Annotated in this window: 19 protein-coding genes; 11 read left to right on the top strand and 8 right to left on the bottom strand. The window is 38.0% G+C overall.

All coding sequences use genetic code 11. The annotated features are described in order from the left end of the window. Nucleotides 1–10 precede the first annotated feature (10 nt). The 5 genes from N0B48_RS00745 (at nucleotide 11) to N0B48_RS00725 (ending at nucleotide 4,042) form a co-directional block, all read left to right on the top strand. The gene (locus N0B48_RS00745) at nucleotides 11–430 is read left to right on the top strand and encodes a transposase (RefSeq protein ID WP_259835725.1); all 420 of its coding nucleotides are present in this window, start codon (nucleotides 11–13) and stop codon (nucleotides 428–430) included. A gap of 35 nt (nucleotides 431–465) precedes the next feature. After that, a complete protein-coding gene (locus tag N0B48_RS00740; RefSeq protein ID WP_259835722.1) occupies nucleotides 466–690 on the top strand; it encodes a hypothetical protein in 225 nt (74 codons plus the stop codon). Then, nucleotides 668–1,021, top strand: a complete 354-nt coding sequence (locus N0B48_RS00735; RefSeq protein ID WP_259835719.1) for a helix-turn-helix domain-containing protein — start codon at nucleotides 668–670, stop codon at nucleotides 1,019–1,021. Before N0B48_RS00740 ends, N0B48_RS00735 begins: the two co-directional genes overlap by 23 nt. Nucleotides 1,022–1,253: 232 nt before the next feature. Continuing rightward, on the top strand, nucleotides 1,254–2,222 hold the full coding sequence (locus N0B48_RS00730; RefSeq protein WP_259835716.1) for a glycosyltransferase family 2 protein: 969 nt from the start codon (nucleotides 1,254–1,256) through the stop codon (nucleotides 2,220–2,222). Nucleotides 2,223–2,302: 80 nt separating this feature from the next. Then, on the top strand, nucleotides 2,303–4,042 hold the full coding sequence (locus tag N0B48_RS00725; RefSeq protein WP_259835714.1) for a tetratricopeptide repeat protein: 1,740 nt from the start codon (nucleotides 2,303–2,305) through the stop codon (nucleotides 4,040–4,042). Between the two features lie 197 nt (nucleotides 4,043–4,239). On the opposite strand, the gene N0B48_RS00720 is transcribed toward N0B48_RS00725, so the two are convergent. Both N0B48_RS00720 and N0B48_RS00715 read right to left on the bottom strand, forming a co-directional pair. Further along, the gene (locus N0B48_RS00720; protein ID WP_259835711.1) at nucleotides 4,240–5,694 is read right to left on the bottom strand and encodes a sigma 54-interacting transcriptional regulator; all 1,455 of its coding nucleotides are present in this window, start codon (nucleotides 5,692–5,694) and stop codon (nucleotides 4,240–4,242) included. An 89-nt stretch (nucleotides 5,695–5,783) separates the two neighbouring features. Continuing rightward, the gene (locus N0B48_RS00715; RefSeq protein WP_259835709.1) at nucleotides 5,784–6,929 is read right to left on the bottom strand and encodes a vWA domain-containing protein; all 1,146 of its coding nucleotides are present in this window, start codon (nucleotides 6,927–6,929) and stop codon (nucleotides 5,784–5,786) included. A 391-nt stretch (nucleotides 6,930–7,320) separates the two neighbouring features. Between N0B48_RS00715 and N0B48_RS00710 the strand changes: the two genes are divergently transcribed. The 3 genes from N0B48_RS00710 (at nucleotide 7,321) to N0B48_RS00700 (ending at nucleotide 10,644) form a co-directional block, all read left to right on the top strand. Further along, entirely contained in the window at nucleotides 7,321–8,412 is a 1,092-nt protein-coding gene (locus tag N0B48_RS00710; protein ID WP_259835707.1) for a DUF5700 domain-containing putative Zn-dependent protease, read from the top strand. Between the two features lie 187 nt (nucleotides 8,413–8,599). After that, the gene (locus N0B48_RS00705; RefSeq protein ID WP_259835705.1) at nucleotides 8,600–9,520 is read left to right on the top strand and encodes an SDR family oxidoreductase; all 921 of its coding nucleotides are present in this window, start codon (nucleotides 8,600–8,602) and stop codon (nucleotides 9,518–9,520) included. 200 nt (nucleotides 9,521–9,720) lie between these two features. After that, nucleotides 9,721–10,644: an AraC family transcriptional regulator gene (locus N0B48_RS00700; RefSeq protein WP_259835704.1), complete on the top strand. Its 924-nt coding sequence runs from the start codon at nucleotides 9,721–9,723 to the stop codon at nucleotides 10,642–10,644. A 130-nt stretch (nucleotides 10,645–10,774) separates the two neighbouring features. On the opposite strand, the gene N0B48_RS00695 is transcribed toward N0B48_RS00700, so the two are convergent. Beyond that, nucleotides 10,775–11,548 carry a hypothetical protein gene (locus N0B48_RS00695; protein ID WP_259835702.1) on the bottom strand — a complete coding sequence of 258 codons (774 nt, stop codon included), beginning with the start codon at nucleotides 11,546–11,548 and terminating at the stop codon, nucleotides 10,775–10,777. Between the two features lie 144 nt (nucleotides 11,549–11,692). On the opposite strand from N0B48_RS00695, the gene N0B48_RS00690 reads away from it, so the two are divergent. After that, the gene (locus N0B48_RS00690) at nucleotides 11,693–12,271 is read left to right on the top strand and encodes a Crp/Fnr family transcriptional regulator (RefSeq protein WP_259835699.1); all 579 of its coding nucleotides are present in this window, start codon (nucleotides 11,693–11,695) and stop codon (nucleotides 12,269–12,271) included. Nucleotides 12,272–12,299: 28 nt separating this feature from the next. Here N0B48_RS00690 and N0B48_RS00685 read toward each other — a convergent pair whose 3' ends face one another. The 3 genes from N0B48_RS00685 to N0B48_RS00675 all read right to left on the bottom strand — a co-directional run bounded on the left by N0B48_RS00685 (nucleotide 12,300) and on the right by N0B48_RS00675 (nucleotide 14,622). Continuing rightward, nucleotides 12,300–12,959 (bottom strand): metal-dependent hydrolase, encoded by a 660-nt coding sequence (locus N0B48_RS00685; RefSeq protein ID WP_259835696.1) that lies wholly within the window; start codon nucleotides 12,957–12,959, stop codon nucleotides 12,300–12,302. Nucleotides 12,960–13,141: 182 nt separating this feature from the next. Further along, a complete protein-coding gene (locus N0B48_RS00680; protein ID WP_259835693.1) occupies nucleotides 13,142–13,843 on the bottom strand; it encodes a type 1 glutamine amidotransferase domain-containing protein in 702 nt (233 codons plus the stop codon). Nucleotides 13,844–14,049: 206 nt separating this feature from the next. Next, nucleotides 14,050–14,622 (bottom strand): Crp/Fnr family transcriptional regulator, encoded by a 573-nt coding sequence (locus N0B48_RS00675; protein ID WP_259835691.1) that lies wholly within the window; start codon nucleotides 14,620–14,622, stop codon nucleotides 14,050–14,052. A gap of 485 nt (nucleotides 14,623–15,107) precedes the next feature. Here N0B48_RS00675 and N0B48_RS00670 point away from each other — a divergent pair, with 485 nt between their 5' ends. Further along, complete coding sequence (locus N0B48_RS00670) at nucleotides 15,108–16,835, top strand: sensor histidine kinase (RefSeq protein ID WP_259835688.1); 1,728 nt, start codon at nucleotides 15,108–15,110, stop codon at nucleotides 16,833–16,835. Continuing rightward, the gene (locus N0B48_RS00665; RefSeq protein ID WP_259835686.1) at nucleotides 16,819–17,472 is read left to right on the top strand and encodes a response regulator transcription factor; all 654 of its coding nucleotides are present in this window, start codon (nucleotides 16,819–16,821) and stop codon (nucleotides 17,470–17,472) included. The genes N0B48_RS00670 and N0B48_RS00665 overlap by 17 nt, the downstream gene beginning before the upstream one ends. Nucleotides 17,473–18,101: 629 nt before the next feature. Here the strand turns inward: N0B48_RS00665 and N0B48_RS00660 are convergent. Beyond that, complete coding sequence (locus N0B48_RS00660; RefSeq protein WP_259835683.1) at nucleotides 18,102–19,418, bottom strand: sensor histidine kinase; 1,317 nt, start codon at nucleotides 19,416–19,418, stop codon at nucleotides 18,102–18,104. Between the two features lie 22 nt (nucleotides 19,419–19,440). Then, complete coding sequence (locus N0B48_RS00655) at nucleotides 19,441–20,784, bottom strand: sigma-54-dependent transcriptional regulator (RefSeq protein WP_259835681.1); 1,344 nt, start codon at nucleotides 20,782–20,784, stop codon at nucleotides 19,441–19,443. Nucleotides 20,785–20,875 lie beyond the last annotated feature (91 nt).

Below are 20,875 nucleotides of genomic sequence, written 5' to 3'. Positions count from 1 at the left end.
ATCCATACATATGATACAGAATTTTAAAGAAATAAAAATAGGCGCTTTACTCAAGCAAAAAGTGGTAGAGGACAAGATCGAGATGACCAGAATCTGCAATTTTCTGGATGCTCCCGAAGAAAGAGTCCTGCAGATGTATGAATCTGACAGCCTGGACTGCGACCTGCTTCTGAGATGGAGTAAGCTTCTGGAATATGATTTTTTCAGAATCTATTCTCACCATCTGATCCTATATTCTCCGCCCGGCAGTAGCGCAAAGCCTAAGGAAACGTCTCTTCCCCAATTCAGGAAAAACGTATACACCATAGAGATCATAGATTTTATGATGGAACTCCTGGAAACCGGAAAGAAAACGAAGCTTGAGATCCAGAATGAATACAATATTCCCAAAACAACATTGTACAAATGGGTCGCCAAGCATAAAAAATAATATAATCCCTGTTAACTGTTAATCCTCCCTATCTCATGAAAAACACAAATAATCAGCATATTGAACTTTTAGGGCTAACAAAAAAAGAGATGATCAAAAAGTTTGGTGATGAGTTTAATTTTTATCCGGACAATGTGTGGGTGTATTTTCTGCACAGAAACTTTTTTTTCCGGAAAAGCTTTCTCGTTATCAGCTTTGAAAATGATATGGTCATCAGCATTAAAACCAAAACCACCTATGGAAAAATCGCAAAAACCTGACTACAAAAAAATATATACGGACCTTCTGAATCTGAAGTTTCCGGAAAAGAAAAGCTTCTGCCAAAAGATCCTGTCTAAAGCGACCTTATCCGTACAGGACGTTCTGCAGATCAATACCTTAATTTTTCCCGCACAGGAAAAAAGCACGTTTAAACTGAACCAGCAGCACCGGTCCTATGACCGATCGGACATCCTGGAGATCCTGGATTATCAGAAAACGAAGAATCTTAATAATACACAACTGGCCAACTATTTCAAGATCAGCAGAAATACGATCGCCAGGTGGAAAAAAATGTTTATCAGTTTACCCTACCAGACAGGAAATTCATAGGTTATTTTTCATGTTTAAATTGTTTTTTTGGGGTCCTGTCTGGTTTTTTTTATTTCTTAGTGAGTGATTTGTTGTATAGCCGGCGGCTCTGGTTTCCGGCTATACTTTTAGTCTTATTTTCAGTCAGTTAGGGATTCGTCTTTCTTCTGATCTCATCAGATGGAAAGCCATAAAAAAACAGGATTTACTCAGGCAAATAACCACGGTTATCATTAGTTTTTGAAAGTGTACAATGAAAATTTCAGTGATCATTCCTGTTTATAATGCGGGAAAATATGTCTCGCAGGCGGTAGAATCTGCTCTGCAGTTCAGAGAAGTATCCGAAATCCTCCTTATTGAAGATGATTCCCCCGATCATTCTCTGAAAGTCTGCCGGGTGCTTGCCGAAAAATATGAAAGGGTGAAGCTGTATCAGCATGACGACAAGAAGAATCACGGAGCGGGAGCGAGCAGAAACCTGGGCATACGGATGGCATCGGGAGATGGTATAGCGTTTCTGGATGCAGATGATTATTTTCTTCCGAACCGGTTTGATGCCGAAAAAGAACTTTTTAAAAATCCAATGGTAGATGGCGTATATGGAGCCCTTGGTGTGGAATACTATTCGGAAAGGGTGAAAGAGAAGTATTACGGTGTATTTGAAGATAAACTGACAACAGTGTATAAAAAACATTCTCCCGAAAATGTTTTTTTGGGCCAGCTTTATCTGCTGGGAAGCTTCGGACTGTTCAGCATTGATACGCTTACGGTGCGCAGAGAGGCTCTGATGAAAAAAACAGATGTGCTTTTCAAACATCACCTGCATCTTCATGAAGACACGGAATTTCTGATCCGCCTTTCCTATTATCTTAAACTGTATGCCGGAAGTATTGATGAGGCTGTTGCCGTAAGGGGAGTCCATGAAAACAACAGGATCACGAGAGTGGATACCCGGATGGTAGATCCCGCCATTTCAAGAAGCCTGCTTTGGGAGGAGATCTACAGATGGTCCCGGAAGGAGAAAAGCATTCCTGAAAAAGTAAGGATCCATATCAAAAGGATGCACCGGAGTTTTGAAATTGCAAAAGCTCCGCCTGTCAAAAAGTGGCGCATGATTGTTACCTATCTGATCACCGATTTTACAAGCATCAGGTCCGGTCTGTACAATATCAATTTTAGAAATACCTTATTTGATTACAGGAAATACGATGGTTATCCGTAATAAGATGGGTCCAGCTCTATAACGGTCAGCAGAGGTCAGGCATTTCTGATGTCAACTGACTTTAATAAAAACACAACACGATGAAAAAAAAACACTATTTATTACTGTTTTTACTGCTTATTTGTGGCCTGTCCTGCCAATCCCCGAAAAATGACAAAGCAGATGCTTATTTTAAAGCGATCAATGATGAGGTTACCCAAATAAGCAGCCATTTACCCAAAGTAGTGGCTATGAAAAACAGAGAACTGGAAAAATACAAACAGACCGGGGACCGGAAATATCTGATCAGCAGTAAGTACGTTGAGCTATTTTTTTGTTTCAGCGATGAAGATGAGGATCCGATTAAGCAGATTCCCATTGTCTATGATCTTCTGATCCTGAACAATAACGAATACGACTACATCAGCATGGCCTGTAATTTCAATCTTGCCTTTCAGTTCGAAACACGGTCTCCGAAGCTTGCTATGGAGTTTCTGAATAAAGCCATCGAGCTGGATGAAAAGAACGGTAAAAAATATTATCTGCCGCATCTCTATCATTTGAAAGGCCGGCTTTTTTACAATAAGAAAAATTATTCCGAAGCGATGGTCTATTTCACAAAAAGCCTTAAAAATTTAACCTCAAGCCGGAAAGATTTAATTTTTGTTTCTTCCATGTATAATAATTTCGGATTGTGCTATGACAAAATGGGAAAACAGGATCTTGCTTTAAAAGAGACCAACAGAGCCATACAGATTCTCGAAAGCCAGAAAAAACTGAATTCGGATGAACAGGCTTTCCTGATCTATCTGCAATCCAACAAAGGGCTGTATTATTATAAAAGAAAAGAATATGCCATAGCAGAATCTTTGCTGCTGCAGGAGTATCAGTTTAATAAAAACAGAAAGTACTTTTATAATGGAGCGGTTGAAAACATTCTGGAACTGTTTAATCTGTATCATGACACGGGGCAAACTTCCAAAATGCAGGAAGTCGTGAACTACGGGATGTCTATTGAACCCAAAGTGAAAAATATTTCCCATAAAATAATGATTTTCGAAATGCTGCAGTCGTATTATCTTAAGATTAATTATCCTGATCAGCTGCGGGGTTTATGTAAAAAATTGAGAGGACTTCATGATCAGAATGACCAGCAGCAGCAAAGAAACCTCACGTATGTCTCAGATATTTTAAACAATTTTCTGATCAAAGATCTTATACAGAAACAAAAGCGAAGTATAGACGATCAGAAATTCAATAACAGACTCATTCTGGCTGTAGCATCTGTTTTCATCATTATTTTCGGAGGAATTATATACATCATCCGAAGTGCCAGTAAAAAAGAAAAAGAACTGGCAGAGAAAGAAAAAATAATTCTGATCAAAAATAAAAAAATTCTGGAGCAGGATGTCAAACAACAGGAAGAAAAGATCAGCAATATGCACCTTAATCTCAATCTTAAAATAGAAACCGAAAAAACGTTCTTAGAATACATCAAGAATATCAAGAAAGCCAAAAATGCGGATGCTGAACAAACGATGAACGATCTCTTTGTAAGAATCAATAATCTGATTCAGATCGACCGGAATAATAATGATCTGATTAACGAAAGCTCTGCTGAAAATAAGCAACTGATCACCAAACTTTCAAAGACATTCCCGGATCTCACCAATAATGAAATTAAATTCTGTATTTACTATAAATTGGGTCTGTCTTCCAAAGAGATTGCTATTTTGGAAAATATTACCGAAGGAAGCTCAAGGGTGTACAAGACCAGAATAAAATCCAAGATGAATATCGGTAAAGAATCGGATCTCAATAGGTTTTTGAAGAATATATAGGAAACCGTATGAATGAAGTGCCGCTGATTTACTGATCAGAAGATTTAACAAGTATGTGTTCATTTGTTGTTGTTAGTGGTTTTCAGATTACGTTGTAGTCTGTAAGCCACAAAAAGCCCTTCAGGTTGAAAGCTGAAGGGTTTTGTTTTTATTTGAAATGCATTCACCAAATAATTGATGAAGGTGTTCTTATTCTACTAGTTACGTAAATATTGTCCGATTCCAGCAGAATCAAAAGTGAAAGCAGACTGGTTTTCAGATTTGTCTAATTTTTTGCTGATGGTCAATGCCCATAAAACCAGTTCTTTGCAGAAATCCTGATCTTCTTTGCTCAATTCTGAAGTATTTTCTTCCACGACTTCTACCAAAGGGGTTATGCTGTTGAGTTTAGCATAGAATTCCTCATCGGTATCCGTATAATTGAGCTCAAGATGATTCTTGTTAAACCATTTGATCAGATCGGTGTATGGCGTTTTTATTCCCTCTTTTTCCAGCTTGGATATGCGCGGGAACAGGGTTTCAAACTGGATCATCACGGCTTGGTCAATTAATACTTTCGCGACATAATCTGCGCCTTCCTGCTCACCTTCATACACGAGTTCAATTTTCCCGGTAATGGATGGAATGATAGACATAAAATCAAGAAGACGAACGGTTGTTTTTTCTGTGTCGGATTCAATCAGACGCAATTTGGCTGCAGCCACTAAGTTTTCCATCGCACTGATGGTAAGACGTGCACTGACCCCACTTTTTGCATCTACATATTCACTGTCGCGGGCTACAAAAGCGACTTCTTCCAAAAGATCTTTGGCCAATCCCGGGATCTGTATCTGCGAACGGTCTTCAGCCGAAATTAAGGCTTCCTGTTCCGTGATCTGTCTGGCAAGCGCAATGGTTTTAGGGTAATGGGTGAAAATCTGGGACCCGATTCTGTCTTTCAACGGGGTCACAATGCTTCCTCTGTTGGTATAATCTTCAGGGTTGGCCGTAAAGACAAACTGAATATCAAGGGGCATTCTCAATTGAAATCCACGGATCTGGATATCTCCTTCCTGCAGAATATTGAATAAAGAAACCTGAATTCTGGCTTGTAAATCCGGAAGTTCATTCAGGACAAATATAGAACGGTTGGCACGCGGAATCATCCCGTAATGTAAAACACGCTCATCGGAATAAGGGAGTTTTAAGGTCGCAGCTTTGATAGGATCGATGTCCCCAATTAAATCGGCAACATTCACGTCAGGGGTAGCCAGCTTTTCAAAGAAACGGTTGGAACGGTGTACCCATGAAATCGGGGTTTCATCGCCATGTTCCGCAATGAGATCTCTTGCATATTTTGAAATAGGCTGAAACGGACTGTCATTGATTTCAGAGCCTTTTACGACAGGCATGTATTCATCAAGAAGGTTCACCATACTTCTCGCAATTCTGGTTTTAGCCTGTCCACGTAACCCTAAAAGATTGATGTGGTGACCGGCAAGAATAGCCTTTTTCAGTTGGGGAACCACAGAGTCTTCATAACCCCAAAGTCCTTCGAATACCGGCTCTTTCGCTTTAATTTTTGCAATTAAATTGGCCTGAATTTCCTGATTGATCGTTTTATCCGTATACCCGGACTTTTTTAATTCTTTAAATGTAATATCGTTTTTCATTTTCTTTTTAAGTAATAGTAATTATTGAATAGAATAATTAGAAATCTCAAGTCTCGTGTCTCTTAGTCTCATGTCTTGTATCTAAAAATCTATATCCTCTTTATCCTGTTTTTTTCGTAATCTTCAAAAATCATTTGTCCCAGCCCCGAAAGCCCTGTTAAAAAAGCTTTTCCTTTATTTTGTGCGGTGAAAGCTTCCACAAATTTACGCAGATAAGGATCCTGGGCGATCATAAAAGTGGTGATCGGAATTTTTAGTTTTCGGGCTTGGGCCGCTCTGTTGAGGCACTGGGAAACAATCAGTTCATCCAGGCCGTTGCTGTTCATATAAAATTCTCCGGTAGGCAGCTGAATACAGCTTGGCTTTCCGTCGGTGATCATAAAAATCTGCTTGTTGGTATTTCTTTTTCTGCGAAGAATATCCATTGCCAGTTCCAGACCAGCCACCGTATTGGTGTGATAAGGACCTACTTTTAAATAGGGGAGATCCTTAATTTTGATCGGCCAGGCCTCGTTTCCGAAGACAATAATGTCTATGGAATCTTTAGGATATTTCCGGTTGATTAATTCCACTAAAGCCATCGCCACTTTTTTGGCTGGTGTAATTCGGTCTTCACCGTATAAAACCATAGAGTGACTGATATCGATCATCAGCACAGTGCTCATTTGGGCCTTGTGTTTGGTTTCCTCTACGATAAGATCGTCTTCCGTAAGGCGGAGGTCAGAAATTCCATTATTGATCTGTGCGTTTTTTAAGCTTTCGGTCATGTTCACCGTGGACAGATCGTCTCCGTATTGAAAGGAACGGTTTTCGCCGTCACGTTCATCGCCCACTCCGGTTTTGGTGGTCCGGTGATTTCCTGCGCCGCTTTTTTTGAGTTTTCCGAAAATCTGATCCAGGGCATACTCCCGTAAAGCAGCCTCCAGTTTGGCGGTCAGGATGTTTTTTCCTTTTCCCGTTCCGGAATTGCCATCTTTGGAATCATCCTCTTCCTCTTTGATATAGCCGCGCTTTTTCAAATCCTCTTCAAAGTCCTGAAGGGAATATTCATCGGTAAAAATATCATATTCTTTATCCAGCACATCGAGCCATTCAAAGGCTTCCTCAATATCCCCTGAAGTATGGGTCAGCAAATCTTTGAAAACATCAAAGATCCGGTCGAAGTGCGAGATCTCTTCCGGAACATGTCTGCTGAATGTAAACCCTTTCCGGGCATTAAAATCTTTATTCGTCATAAAATGATGAAGCTATTTTTGCTGTTGTTTGCTTTTAAATACGTACGATAATCATTAGAATTTAGTTTCTGTAACAGTAAAAACATTATAAATTCAACTGAAAATGATCTGCATGTATTTTGTATTTCTTTAATTGTTTTAAAGGATACAAGTTAGGGAAATATCATAGGAAGATCTCCTTATGAATATAGAAAATACTAATGGGGGCGATAGGAGATTTTTTTATAACGACAGACAGCTATTCAACCTTCGCTGAATAAGTCTTTGCTGTAATAAATTTCATACAATAAAAGCAATACTGTATTATTTTTAATTGTTTTACCTGAGATCGTTATATCTGCTGGGTTTTATTGTATTTTAGCCACATAACATTCATTAAAAAAATAAATCAATGATTAAACAAATTATATTGACTTTGTTTGCTTTTCTGTCTTCTCAGATAGTCTATTCCCAAACCTTCGATGACAGCACATGCTGGGAATATTTTAAAATTACTCAGGACTTGAAAAATGATAAACCTCTTGACAAGAAAACCTGGAATCAATTTTTAAAAAATGAAGCCATACAGGTCTATCTGAATGATCAGGGTGTTGACAGTGCTTATATAGAGAATTACAGAAAGGCCATGGAAACGGTCTATATGCCAAAAAACAGTGCCGAGTTACAGAAAAGACTGAAAAAACCGATGAACAATTGGTGGTATTATATTGTCAATGAGTATAAGGTCAATGAAGATCAAATGAAAAAATACCTCGTCGATATTAAAAAAGATCCTAAACATTATTTTGATACGTGCTATCAGTATACGTATCAGATGCTTCCCAAACAGTATCAGAAAACGGCGCCTGAACTGAAAGTGACTATTATCCCTATCCACAATGATGCCCATGTAAAGAATAGCTGGATGGTATATACCCTGCTGTCGGCTTATTTTCATGATATGAATAGAATGGGAGCTATGGGAGGCCACGAGTTTCATCATGTACTGAGGCCACAGCTTGTATTTGACGTGGAAGATCAGGATGCCGTAATTGTTGGTCTGCTTCAAAGAATTCTGAATGAAGGAAGTGCCGATCTTACTGATAAAATATATGAAGGTAAAGATGCAGTGAAGTTATTGGAATATCAGAGAGGGACGCGCGAAGAATTTATTGCAGACGGAGCGAAAGCCATTAAAAATATAGATTCGCTATTGTCTGTAAAACCATTGGACCGGTCTACATTAAAGATTAATAAGCTGATTAATACAGGGAACACTAATGGTCATGTTCCGGGATGTTATATGTCTGCCATCATAGAAAAAGCAGGGTATAAAAAAGAATTGATCAAACATGTTGATGACCCTTTCAGGTTTGTTTATTTATACGATAAGGCATCGAAAAAAGATAAGAACGCCTATGTTCTTTCATCCACAACGATGGATTTGGTTCGGGAGTTAGATAAAAAGTACAGACCAAAGGCTAAAATTGAGCAGCACCAGTAGGATTGAGCTGATAAATATAAAAGGACAAATCATTGATTTGTCCTTTTTTGTGTTTAAAGATTGTCTTTATTATCATTCTGATTGAAATATAATATACAGAGTTCGTTTTTGGCTAAGAAGAAGATAGATTAGGATAAGCCTGTTTTAGGAGATATTCAGAATTTTACACCAACAAAAAAGATAAAAAATGAATATTGTTTTAACAGGTTCCATTGGGAACATCGGGAAGCCACTTACGGAACAACTTGTACAAAGAGGACATGCTGTGACGGTGATCAGCAGCCATGCAGAAAGAACCGCAGCTATTGAAAATCTCGGTGCAAAAGCCGCTACAGGAAGCATGTTTGATGCAGATTTCCTGACTGAAACATTTAAAGGAGCGGACATCGTTTATTTAATGGAAACCATGGAAGCCGCCGGAGATCTGTTTGATAAAAGTGTTGATTTTATGGGCTCCATCATCAAAATTGGTGATGCTTACAGAACAGCGGTAGAACAGTCGGGGGTGAAAAAGATTGTTCATCTCAGCAGTATCGGCGCGCACACGGATCAGGGGACCGGAATTATTGTTTTTCATCATCATGTAGAACAGATTTTGAAACAGTTGCCGGAGGATGTTGCCATTAAATGTATCCGTCCGGTGGGTATTTACTTCAATATGTTTTCGTTCATCAATACCATTAAAAATAAGGGGGCTATTATTTCCAACTGGGGTGGTGACCGAAAAGAACCATGGGTTTCACCGCTGGATATTGCGGATGTGATTGCTGAAGAGATGGAAAAACCATTTGAAGGAAGGACTATCCGTTACGTGGCAAGTGATGAAGTTTCACCGAATGAAATTGCAAAAGCTTTGGGTGAAGCGATTGGTCAACCGGATTTAAAATGGAACGTCATACGGGACGAAGAATTATTGCAAAACTGGCTGAAAATCGGGTTCAATGAGCAGGTAGCAAAAGGGTTTGTAGAAACTCAGGCAAGCCAGGGAAGTGGTGTATTGTATGAAGATTACAATATTCATCAACCTGTTTTAGGAAAAGTAAAGCTGGCTGATTTTGCAAAAGAATTTGCTGTTGCCTATCGGGGTGTGAGTGTCGGAGAGTTTTAGAGTGAGCGCGTTACGGGTTGTCTGTTGCTGTTTCATTGTTACTCTCAGTTAAAGTAATGACAAATATCTCTGGCGGCTGAGGCTCTCGAAGCCGCCATTGACATTTCTAACATCAATCTCAACCTTAACCTAAAAGTCTCGTATCTGAAATCTCGTGTCTGAAATCTAAAAATCTAAAATCTAATCGTAACTTTATTCCTATGGAACAACGCACAACACAAAGGATAAAAACCATCACAGAATTTCACCGTTCAAGGGGATTGGAACCACCTGAACATCCAATGATCAGCGTTGTTGACTATAATTCGGTGAAGAGACCCGCTGATATTGGGGAGGTCAACTGGATGCTGGATTTTTATATGATTTCTCTGAAAATTGGAATTAATGGGCAATTGAAATACGGGCAGCAGGCTTATGATTTCGATGAAGGAACGATGTTTTTCATTGCTCCCCATCAGGTCTTCAGAATTGAGGCTGATACAGATTCTCAGACAGAAAAATCCGGGTGGATGTTATTGATTCATCCGGACTTTTTATGGAATACCTCTCTTGCAAAAACCATAAAACAATATGATTTTTTCGGCTATTCGGTGAATGAAGCTTTGTTTCTTTCCCATAAAGAAGAAAAAATGATCAACGGAATTATAGAAAATATTCAACAGGAATATCATGCTGCTATTGATAAATTCAGTCAGAATATCATTATTTCCCACATTGAAACTTTGCTCAATTATTCGGAAAGATTTTATGAACGGCAGTTTATCACAAGGAAAATCATCAATCATAAAACCCTTGACCGTTTAGAAGATCTACTGAGTAGATATTTTAAAAATAATGATCTGGTTTCAACAGGATTACCCACCGTGCAATGGGTTGCGGATGAACTTCATGTATCTTCCAACTACCTGAGCAGGCTCCTTAAAACACTTACAGGACAAAGTACCCAGCAAATTATTCATGACAAATTAATTGAAAAGGCTAAAGAAAAACTGTCTGTAACAGATTTATCAATCAGTGAAATTGCCTATGAACTGGGTTTTGAACATCCGCAGTCCTTCACGAAACTATTTAAAAGCAAGACAAATCTTTCCCCTGTGGAATTCAGGAGTTCTTTTAATAAGTAGGGAAGTCTGAAGCTGGAAGAGGGAAGTTATTGATGTTGAAGAAATAAATCGAGTTTGGATTTAAATTAATGGCTTCCAAAGATTACACAACCCATATTAACTTCCAGCCTCCCTCTTCCGGCTTCCATCTCTATTTCTCTTTATGATTCGGTAAATAATCCGGCAGATAGGCTTTCTCATTCCTCATCGTCTGAACATAGTCTTTAGAATATATTTTTAAACGGATGTCTGTAATATCCACGGTTTTTGAATTCTTATTTCCTGAAGGATCGTAGGAGAGAATTTCCTCTTTCTTTCCATCTGTTGCGGACAGCACATAATAGAAGTTTTTATCTTCCCAGCAGCTTACTTTTTCTGATGACTGATCTTCAATATTCACGCGGGTACAATTCTTTTTCAGGAAACCCAGGATATTGGCCATATCATTTTTATTTTTTGAGGTTTTGGTAGCCAGTAAATAAACGAATTCCCCTTTATTATTTTCTGTCATGCCCAAAGAAGGAAATGCGACTTTATTTAAGATAGCGAGCGTGTCTTTTTCTTCATCGTAAGCAACCGTGCTGTATGCATACCCAAAGTATTTGACAGGTTTCTCTTTCCTCGACATCCAGTCGTTGGTAGATTCTACATAAAATTCAGAGGGTAATCTTCCGTTTGATTTATAAAAAGCCAGCGTATCTTTGGCGAACATCGCAGCCTCCAAAGCTTTTTTTGCCGCTTTTTTATCCATCTTTTTTACATCAGAAGATAAAAGTTCATCTGTTTTTTTCAGCTTTGGTTCATAAAATTGAGCAACCTTGAAGCTTTTGTCCAGCTTATCAATCAAAACAACTTTAGAATCCTGAGACTGACAGGAATAAAAAAGATTCAGCAGGACTACCGTGGAAAATATTTTTTTTATCATATTCATCCAAATATAAAGAATGAAATGCTTTGAATGGTCATTTAAAATTGAACGGATGAGGTAGCAAAATAGGTGTCATCAGAAAATTATACTGAAAAACTATTCTGTATATTTGAACCTTCTTACCAATTACAAATATCTTTCGTGCAAAATTTTAACAAATTAATTCAGGAACATTTTGGACAGCTGACGGATCAGGAACTGGAAATGCTGTATTCCTATTTTACTGAAGAAAAGCTTCAGAAAAACGATATTTTCACAGAATCAGATAAAGTCTGTAACAAGTTAAGCATCGTCCAATCCGGCATTCTGAGGGTTTATACTTTGTCGGATGGAAAGGAGATCACACAATGGATTTCTACAGAAAATTACCTGATAACGGAAGTGATGGGTTTCTTTTTTGATCAGCCCAACCGCTGGACGATACAGGCTCTGACTGACACTCAACTATTAACCATCACCAAAGAAAACTACCGCAAACTTTGCAAAGAATTCCCTAAATGGATTGAGATTGAAAAAAGATTTATCGTCAAATGCTTTACCATGATGGAAGAACGGGTTTTCTCCCACTTATCAATGAGTGCAGAAGAAAGATATTACGCCTATTTTCAATATAACAAAGCATTGTTTAATCAGGTTCCTTTGCAATATATAGCCTCTGTTCTGGGGATGACCGCTGAAACATTCAGCAGGATAAGAAAACGCCAGATTGAAAATTCCTGATAGAAGTTTCGGATTAAAAAAACGATGATCATCCTTTCATTTCTCTGTTTTTATCTACCCAGTACGAGAGCGAAATAATGAGTGCAGATGCAATTACAGAAGACACGAATAACGTCATTATTGAATTGGATGGAGCAGGTCCAAATGCATTTCCGAAATGAATGGCTAAAAGTAAAACAACCAACGTCCAGAGTCCCCATTTTCCTATTTTATTTTTGGCTTTTGTACAAGTGATATAAATAGCTGTACCTATCATGAACAGGGCTGTTTCAATGACCAGAGTAGCGGCTAAGTGATTCCAGAGACCAAGTCCCACTTTATAATCGCTGAAGGGAGTTAAAGGTAAGTCCGCTACATGCACAATCACATCCAGAAACCAGTGGCTGAATACGCAAAGCCCAACAATAACAGATCCTCGTTTGTCCCGCTTGATCAACCAATAGATAAATCCTATCACTATTCCCCAAACCATATTCATCAATAAACTGTGTGTATAAGGGTAAAAGAGAAATTCAAAAGCATTGGTTTCCGTATAACCCGGCACAATAGCCACTTTTTCAATATTGAAAATAAGCAGGAATGGCCAAAGAAGATCTACAAACTGGGTCGCGATAAAAAGAGTTCCTAATGAAACCTTTGGGGCCAATTTTTTAGCAGCGAATGAAAGTCCGAAGTGTCCTATAAACATAACAATAGTATTAATTAATTTTTTGATAAAAGTAGAGGAATATAGGAGAGCTCCTCTTGATAAAAATCAAGAATTTATAAAACTTATTTAAGGGAATTCCGCACGTGTGGAATATAAAATCCGCGGCCTGCATGGAACATGCAGGCCGCGGATATCTAAACTTCATAATGATAAAACCCTTATTAATTTTGACTGTTCAGTAAGTCAAGTAATTTCTGCGCCACTGCAGTGGATGATCCCGGATTTTGTCCTGTAATTAAATGTCCGTCTTTGACCACATAGCTTTGCCAGTCCTCCGTTTTGCTGTAAATTCCACCCAGTTTTTTCAGTTCATCTTCTACCAGGTAAGGAACGATATCAGTCAGTTGCACAGCTTCCTCTTCGCTGTTGGCAAATCCGGTCACCTGTTTTCCCTGTACCAATGGAGAACCGTCTTCATTTTTCACGAATCTTAATACGCCCGGAGCGTGACAAACCGCTGCCACAGGCTTACCTTTTCTGTAAAATGCTTCAATCAGAGCAATCGAGTTTTCATCATTGGTAAGATCCCAAAGCGGTCCATGGCCGCCCGGATAAAAGACAGCATCATAATCTTCCTCTTTTACCTCACTAAGTTTTACGGTGTGAGATAATTTTTCCTGTAAGGCTTCATCTGCATCAAAACGTCTGGTTTCATCGGTTTGGAAATCAGGAAGTTCACTTTTCGGGTCCAGAGGAGGTCTGCCACCCAGCGGGGAAGCAAGGGTAACCTGAACGCCAGCGTCCGTTAATGAATAATAGGGAGCGGCAAGTTCTTCCGACCAAAAACCTGTTTTATGTCCGGTATTGCCCAGTTGATCGTGTGATGTAAGTACGAAAAGTACTTTGAAGTCTGTTGTTTTCATTGTATTGAATTTTAAAAATTACAAATTATTGTGTAGGGTTTGAAAAGACAAAAAATTGTCCGGAACATTCATACTCACAGGAATAGGTTGTTCCATTGTTTTGTCTTTAAATAACAATACGAATTTGGAGCAAAAAAGGAAGATTATGGTGTGACCTATGTCACTTTACGGTAAAGTATGTTCTTTTTGTGATCTGGATCACTTATTTAGGAATGATACAGGCGGCTCAGGGTTTCTCTTGAAACGCCCAGATAGGCGGCTATTAAATGTTTGGGTACGAGATTGTACAGCTCGGGATGTTGGGCCATTAATTCTTCATACCGGCTGCGTGCATTATTATTCAGGAGCGACAGTATTCTTTTCTGCAATCCTACATAACCTCTGTTGGAACGCCAGCGCAGAAAATGCTCAACTTCATGGATTTCCCGGCATACTTTTTCCCGGTCTTCGCTGTAAAGGCAGAGGGTTTGGGCATCTGCAACACAATCCACGCCGAAAGAAGCTTTCTCATCATTGTACAGCGCATTGTAGTCGGAGGCCCACCATTGACTGGTTGCGAACTGGAGAATGTGCATTTTCAGGCTGTCATTGGTGTAAAATGTCTTTAAACAGCCATCCAGAACAAAATATTCATGATCCACGTCCTGACCTTCACTGATGAGGATCTGACCTTTCTTAAAAGATACAGGCTTAAACAGGGAGAAAAAATAATCAAACTGTTCATCAGTAAGATCAACAACCTTGTTAATGTGGGTTCTCAGAATTTCCTGTGCATTCATATCGCAATAGTATGATACAAATATACTTTATGTTGGCATGAAGTACAATGTTTATCACGACTGGTCAAAATAAGGATCAATTTTTTATAATTATCGGTTCATCCGGCATTGTTTTTTTCTTGTAGATATTCACGCGTATATTTTTCATGTATTCTTAGAAATCGTTTATCTATAGTGCTTTGAAGGCTTTGTGTGAATTATTTGTTTCATAATGTAATTATAAATTTTATTTTCAGGATAACCTGGTGTTTTTTTGATGACTTACACAAATTGGACCCCTGAAACGGAGCATGTTTTGATGCGTGACATAATTAAATTTCGGGTTTATATCAGCCAATTACTGAGGAAATAAGCCAAAAATTACTTTAACTTTGCCTATTGAATGTTATGAACGCATTACTGGATTTTTTGTTGTAAATTATATCGTTAAAACTAATGCCCACAGACTTAAGTAATCAGAAAATTAATTTAGCTGATAAATAGATATGAAAAATAAATTCTTAAATTTTAAATTGAGGAAGATTGTTCATTACTCACTGATCCTATGTATTTTATTGATACAGGTCATTATAGCCATATTTTTTTACAACGAATTTGTCAATGAAAAGAAACTGAAGTTCATTAAAGATCAGCTGGAGGAGAGCCGCGCTCTGGGTGGACTGACTGATGATTCGAGAAAAGATTTCATGGATGCCCAAAATTATCTACAGAAATATATGGTCAGTCAGGATGACAAAGACCTTCAACTGTATTTCCAGTCCATTAAGAAACTTAAAACTAATTTTGACAAAATAGGAGAGTACGAAAGTCTCCGTCCAAGATTGAAAAACAATCTGGCTTTGCAGAAAAAAGATACCCTGGAAGTTAAAAAACTGAAAGTACTGATCGATTCGGCCTACCAGTCTTCTCTGAACCCGCCTGCAAAAGTGGAGGAGAAGCCATACGAACTGAAGAAGTATAAAAATAACTTTGAAGATCTGAAAATACAAACCCATACCTATTCTGACACCATTAAAAAGAAAGGTTTTATGGGACGTCTGAAAGATGCGATATCAGGGAAAGTGGAAGTGCAGAAAGAAAGCACGGTGATCACGATGACCAATAATAAAACGGTAGATATTTCCAATGTAAAATCGGAAATGGACAATGCCATCAAATCTATGGATAAGCATTATTCGGATGAGGTGCGGAAGGTTCAGCAGTCTGCGGTTAAAAGTCAGCGGGACAATGCCCATTTTTACAATAATTTCAGTAAACTCTTGGTGTATAGCAACGGCTTGATTAATGTGTATGAAAAAGCCATCAAAGACTTTAAATCAGAGCTGGAAAAAGAATACAATCAGCAGAGTTCGGATAATAACAGAATCAGAAAGTATCTGGTCCTGGGATTAATGGTCCTGATGTTTATCGTATCGATCCTGATCATGTATTTCACCAGAATGGCGTTCATCTACGAATTAAGACTTAATGCCGCGAATAAGGAAATTAAAAAGAGCCTTACCTTTAAGAACAGAATTCTGGGAATGCTGAGCCATGAACTGATGTCTCCGTTGAAAATTATTAACATTTTTATTGATAAGATCAACAGAACCACGAAAGATGAGACCACGAAAGACTATCTGAAGTCGATAAAATTCACCAATAGTACATTGTTGATTCAATCGAACCAGATATTAGAGTACACAAAAAATCAGGAGGCTCAAAAACAACTTAATAAAACGGTCTTTAATCTTAAAGATGAAATTAATTCTATTACAACAGCCATCACGCCTTACATTGAAACAAGGAACAATAAATTTTTGGTCACAGACAGAATCCCTGAAAACATTGTGGTAAGCTCAGACAATATTAAAATGAACCAGATCTTTATGAACATTCTGGGAAATGCCAATAAATTCACAGAAAACGGTCAGATCGATCTTTCCATGGCCACCGAAATGAAAGGTGCCAATACAATCACTCTGACTACAACCGTAGCAGATACAGGGGTAGGAATATCAGAATCTGACCTGGATAAAATTTTTGAACCGTATTATCAGGGAATGATATCAGACGAAATTAATAATTTTGGAGCCGGTCTTGGACTGAGTTTATGCAAAGAAATCATCGAGCTTTTCGACGGAGAGATAGCGGTTTCAAGTAAATTGCATAAAGGAACAAAAGTAACATTCAGTATCAATTTAAATATCAATAATAATGGAGGAGCCAATTGAAGATAAAGAGATGGTATTCCTTTTAGCGGATGATCACAGCATTGTACGCCAGGGAATGGCGATTCTTATAGACGAAATCGTTCCGAATGCCAGGATCTATCAAACCTCGTCTTTATTGCAGATCGTGGAACTGATAGTATCAAAAGGAGTGGAAATAGCCGTAATCGATGCCCATTTTCCGGATGGGAACAGTCTGCATATCCTGTCGCAGATGAAAACGGCGAATCCCCATATTAAAATCCTGATGTTTACAGGCCTTGAAGAAGATCTGCACGTCCTTAAATTTATTAAAGCCGGCGCTAACGGGTATGTAAGTAAATTAAGTGAAGAAGAGGAGATAAGGCAGGCCATCACAGAAATGGTACAAAAAGGAGAATATTTTTCTCCGTTATCCCGGAATTTGATGGTTCAGTTTGTTCACAACCCGGATCTGATCAATCCGCTGAGCCGTTTAACGAACCGAGAATTGCAGATTGCAGAAATGTACGCAGAAGGGAATGGAAACCTGGAAATTGCCAATCACTTGAATATCAAGCAGAATACGGTAAGTACGATCAAAAAAAATATATTTGAGAAATTAAAAATAGAAAACCTTGTTGAACTGATCGATCTGGTCAAAACACACCATAAAATCTAGGATTTCTATAGTCCGCTCTAAATTTTTCCCACTATTCAGACCATTAAATCGATAAACATCTATGCCTTTATCGATATATATCGATGCCATTTGTCCGTCATTGTAGCGGGCAATGTCGTTACTTTGTACCAACAAAAACAACAAATGAAAAAAACGCATAAAATTAGAATCTGAAAAGAATTTTAGTTCTATGCGAATGAATAAGGGTAATTGTAGGTGTAAAGTTATAAAACTATAATTGCTTAAAACGCTAAGTGATGAATTAATATAAGGTGTATGCATGACCTTTGGCTGAATTTCTCGAAAGCCACTATTAAAAAAACACAAATTACTATAGAGAAGTTTTGGTATTTGAAGGTCGTTTAACACAGAAAAAGAGGAGCTGTCCATAAGGATGAGCTCCTTTTTTTATGCTTTCAAATTCAACAGTCTAATAAACGTAAACATCTGTGAAAATCCGTGTAATCCGTGGTTAATAAAAAACATTTCATTAAAATCCGGAAATAATTTCTCTTTGCTCACGCTGATGATACGAATAAAGCAGATTAATAAAGTAAAATCTGCGTTATCTGATTAATCTGCGCGAAATTTTAAAACATTTTCGTAATCTTAAAAATCCTGAATTTTTTCTATTGTAAAAACCACATCTCAAAGGAGCTTCCTTCCTCCTGTGCATGATAGATAAGATAGCCCCGATGGGCTTCCATAATACTTTTGGAAAGGGTTAAACCAATTCCGGAGCCTCCGTTTCTTGTGGTAAAAAACGGAAGAAATATTTTATTTTTAATCTCATCGGTAATGCCGGAACCATTGTCCGTTAAGGTTAAAATAACCCTGTTGTTTTGAGATTTTATGGATGTTTTAATAATCTTTTCTTCCTTTTCTGAGACCGCAAATATAGCGTTAAGATAAAGGTTGATAATGCTTCGTTCAATCATTTTCACATCTGCGGAAACAAAGTGTTCTTCCAGGTCTAAAACCACTTGAATATGATTCTTTTCAAATTCATGTTTTAAGAAATCAACCGCAGATTCTGTAATTGTTTTCAGCGATACATTTTTAAGGATAGGTTTTGGGAGTTCCGCCACCTGACGGTAATTGTCAACGAAATTGAGGAGCTGTTTTGATTTTGAAGTAATAATCATCAGACTTTCTTTCATTTCTTCCTGATCTTCCTTGTTTACCGTTTCTTGATTACTAATGTATTCCAGGTTTTGGATAAGACTGTTGACCGGAGTTAATGTATTTAAAAGTTCATGAGAAATGACTTTCATAAGATTGTTCCAGGCCAGTTTTTCTTTCTGTTCAATAATTTTCTGAACAGATTCCAAAGTAATGATGAAGAAGCTGTGCTGAACATTTTTCACCTGTTTCGTTCTCATGGAAAAAGACTGTTTCGCATTCTGGCGGATAGAAATGTCAAGAAATTCCTGCCAGCTTTCATAATTCGTCTCCTCAATAATTTTATAAAATTCGGGAATTTTAGCGGCATACAGCTTCCATGAATTGTATTTTGGAATTTCAAGAATATTCAGAAAGGTAGGATTCACATAAAATACTTTCCACTCGTTATCGGTTTCAGATAAAATCATCAGACCCGTGTCTATTTGGTCTAAAATACTCTCATACAGCAGTTTATAGGAAGATAGAGAAAGGTGTTCGTTTTTGCTCTGATAATACAGTTGTATACTGCTGCTCATAAGCTCAGAACCTTCTTCCTTTGGAAATAATGAAAAATCTTTTTTAATAATGGATTGAATAATTTTCTCTGCTTTTGTAATCTGAGATAAAAATGAGGAATTGGCTAAAATAACTAAAATCAGCACCAGAGCAGAAAAAAGAAGCACATTTATCCATTTTTCCAACATGAAAAAATGATAACCCAATATTCCGCATGCGATGGCCAATGAAATATAAATTAGCCAGATGTAATTATTTTTACTCATTGAAATGTATATGTAGATTCAACTATAGTCCGAATTTTTCCATCCTTCTGTACAAAGCCGCTCTGGAGAGTCCAAGGTCTTCGGCAGCCAAAGATATGTTGCCCTGATGCTTTTTCAGCGCTTTTTTGATGAGTATTTCTTCCATGTCTTCAATATTCAGGTTGGTGATTGTATTTTCCTGTTCTTCCAGTTGGGGCATCAGCAGCTGAAGACTTTTATCATTGGATAAAATTACGCTTCTTTCTATACAATGGTCCAGTTCACGGATATTTCCGGGCCATGGATAATTTTTTAGCTGGGATAATAAGTTTTCAGATAATTCTAAATTCGGCTTATGGTATTTCTGCTTATATCGGTCTAAGAAATAGGTGGCCAGAAGATTGATATCCTCCTGCCTTTCTCTCAAGGCGGGAATATTAATCTCCACCGTATTGATCCTGTAGTATAAATCCTGACGGAAACGGTTTTCCGCCACTGCTTTTTTCAGATTTTCATTGGTTGCAAAAATAAAACGTACATCCAGCATCCTTTCCTTCGTCTCACCAATTCTGGAAAGTTTTCTGTTCTGGATCAAACTAAGGAGTTTAGTTTGGAGCTGAAGAGGAAGGTTACCAATTTCGTCCAGAAAAACAGTTCCGTTCTGGGTGTTTTCTATTTTTCCGGCATAATCCTGATGCGCATCTGTAAAGGCTCCCTTCTTATATCCGAATAATTCAGCTTCGAAAAGATTTTCAGAAATACTTCCTAAATCGATGTGGACAAAAGGCTCATTCTTTCTGTCTGATTGCTCATGAATAGATTCCGCCAAAACATATTTTCCCGTTCCATTTTCACCCAGAAGAAGAATATTGGCGTCAGTTGGAGAAACCTTTTTGATCTGTTCAAGAATCTCCTGCATTTTCGGCGAATGACTGTCCAGCTGATACTGATTGCTTTTTTGATTGATATTTTCCCATTGGCTCAGCTTTTTATTTTTCCGTGAAAGATCTACGGCAAGATTCACAGAAGCATACAGTTTTTCATTATTCCATGGTTTGAGGATAAAATCGGAAGCTCCCTTTTTTAAACCTTCGATCGCTAATTCCACTTCTCCGTAAGCCGTCATCAGAATGACAGGCAGCTGGGGTTCAAGGGTTTTAATCTCATTCATCCAGTACAGACCATCCTGACCACTTTCAAATCCCTTCCGGAAATTCATGTCTAAAACAACCGCATCGATTTGATGTTCAACGATAAATTTCAGAACTTTTGTGGGCTGGCTGAGGCAGCTTACTTCCGAGAAAAATTTCTTGAGCCAGACTCTTGCAGAAAATAAAATATCTTCATCATCATCTACAATCAATATATGGGCTTCTTTTTTACGCATATTATTTAAAAAATTAATTAAACAGAGAACTCCTTACACAAATGTAAAGCTTAAGTGTTCATTTCCGCACAAAAAGTGTCCGATAATGAAC

Source organism: Chryseobacterium herbae (assembly GCF_025154075.1).
Lineage (GTDB): Bacteria > Bacteroidota > Bacteroidia > Flavobacteriales > Weeksellaceae > Chryseobacterium > Chryseobacterium herbae.
The sequence above is the reverse complement of the archived record's forward strand: the minus strand, read 5'-3'. Positions and strand labels throughout refer to the sequence as shown.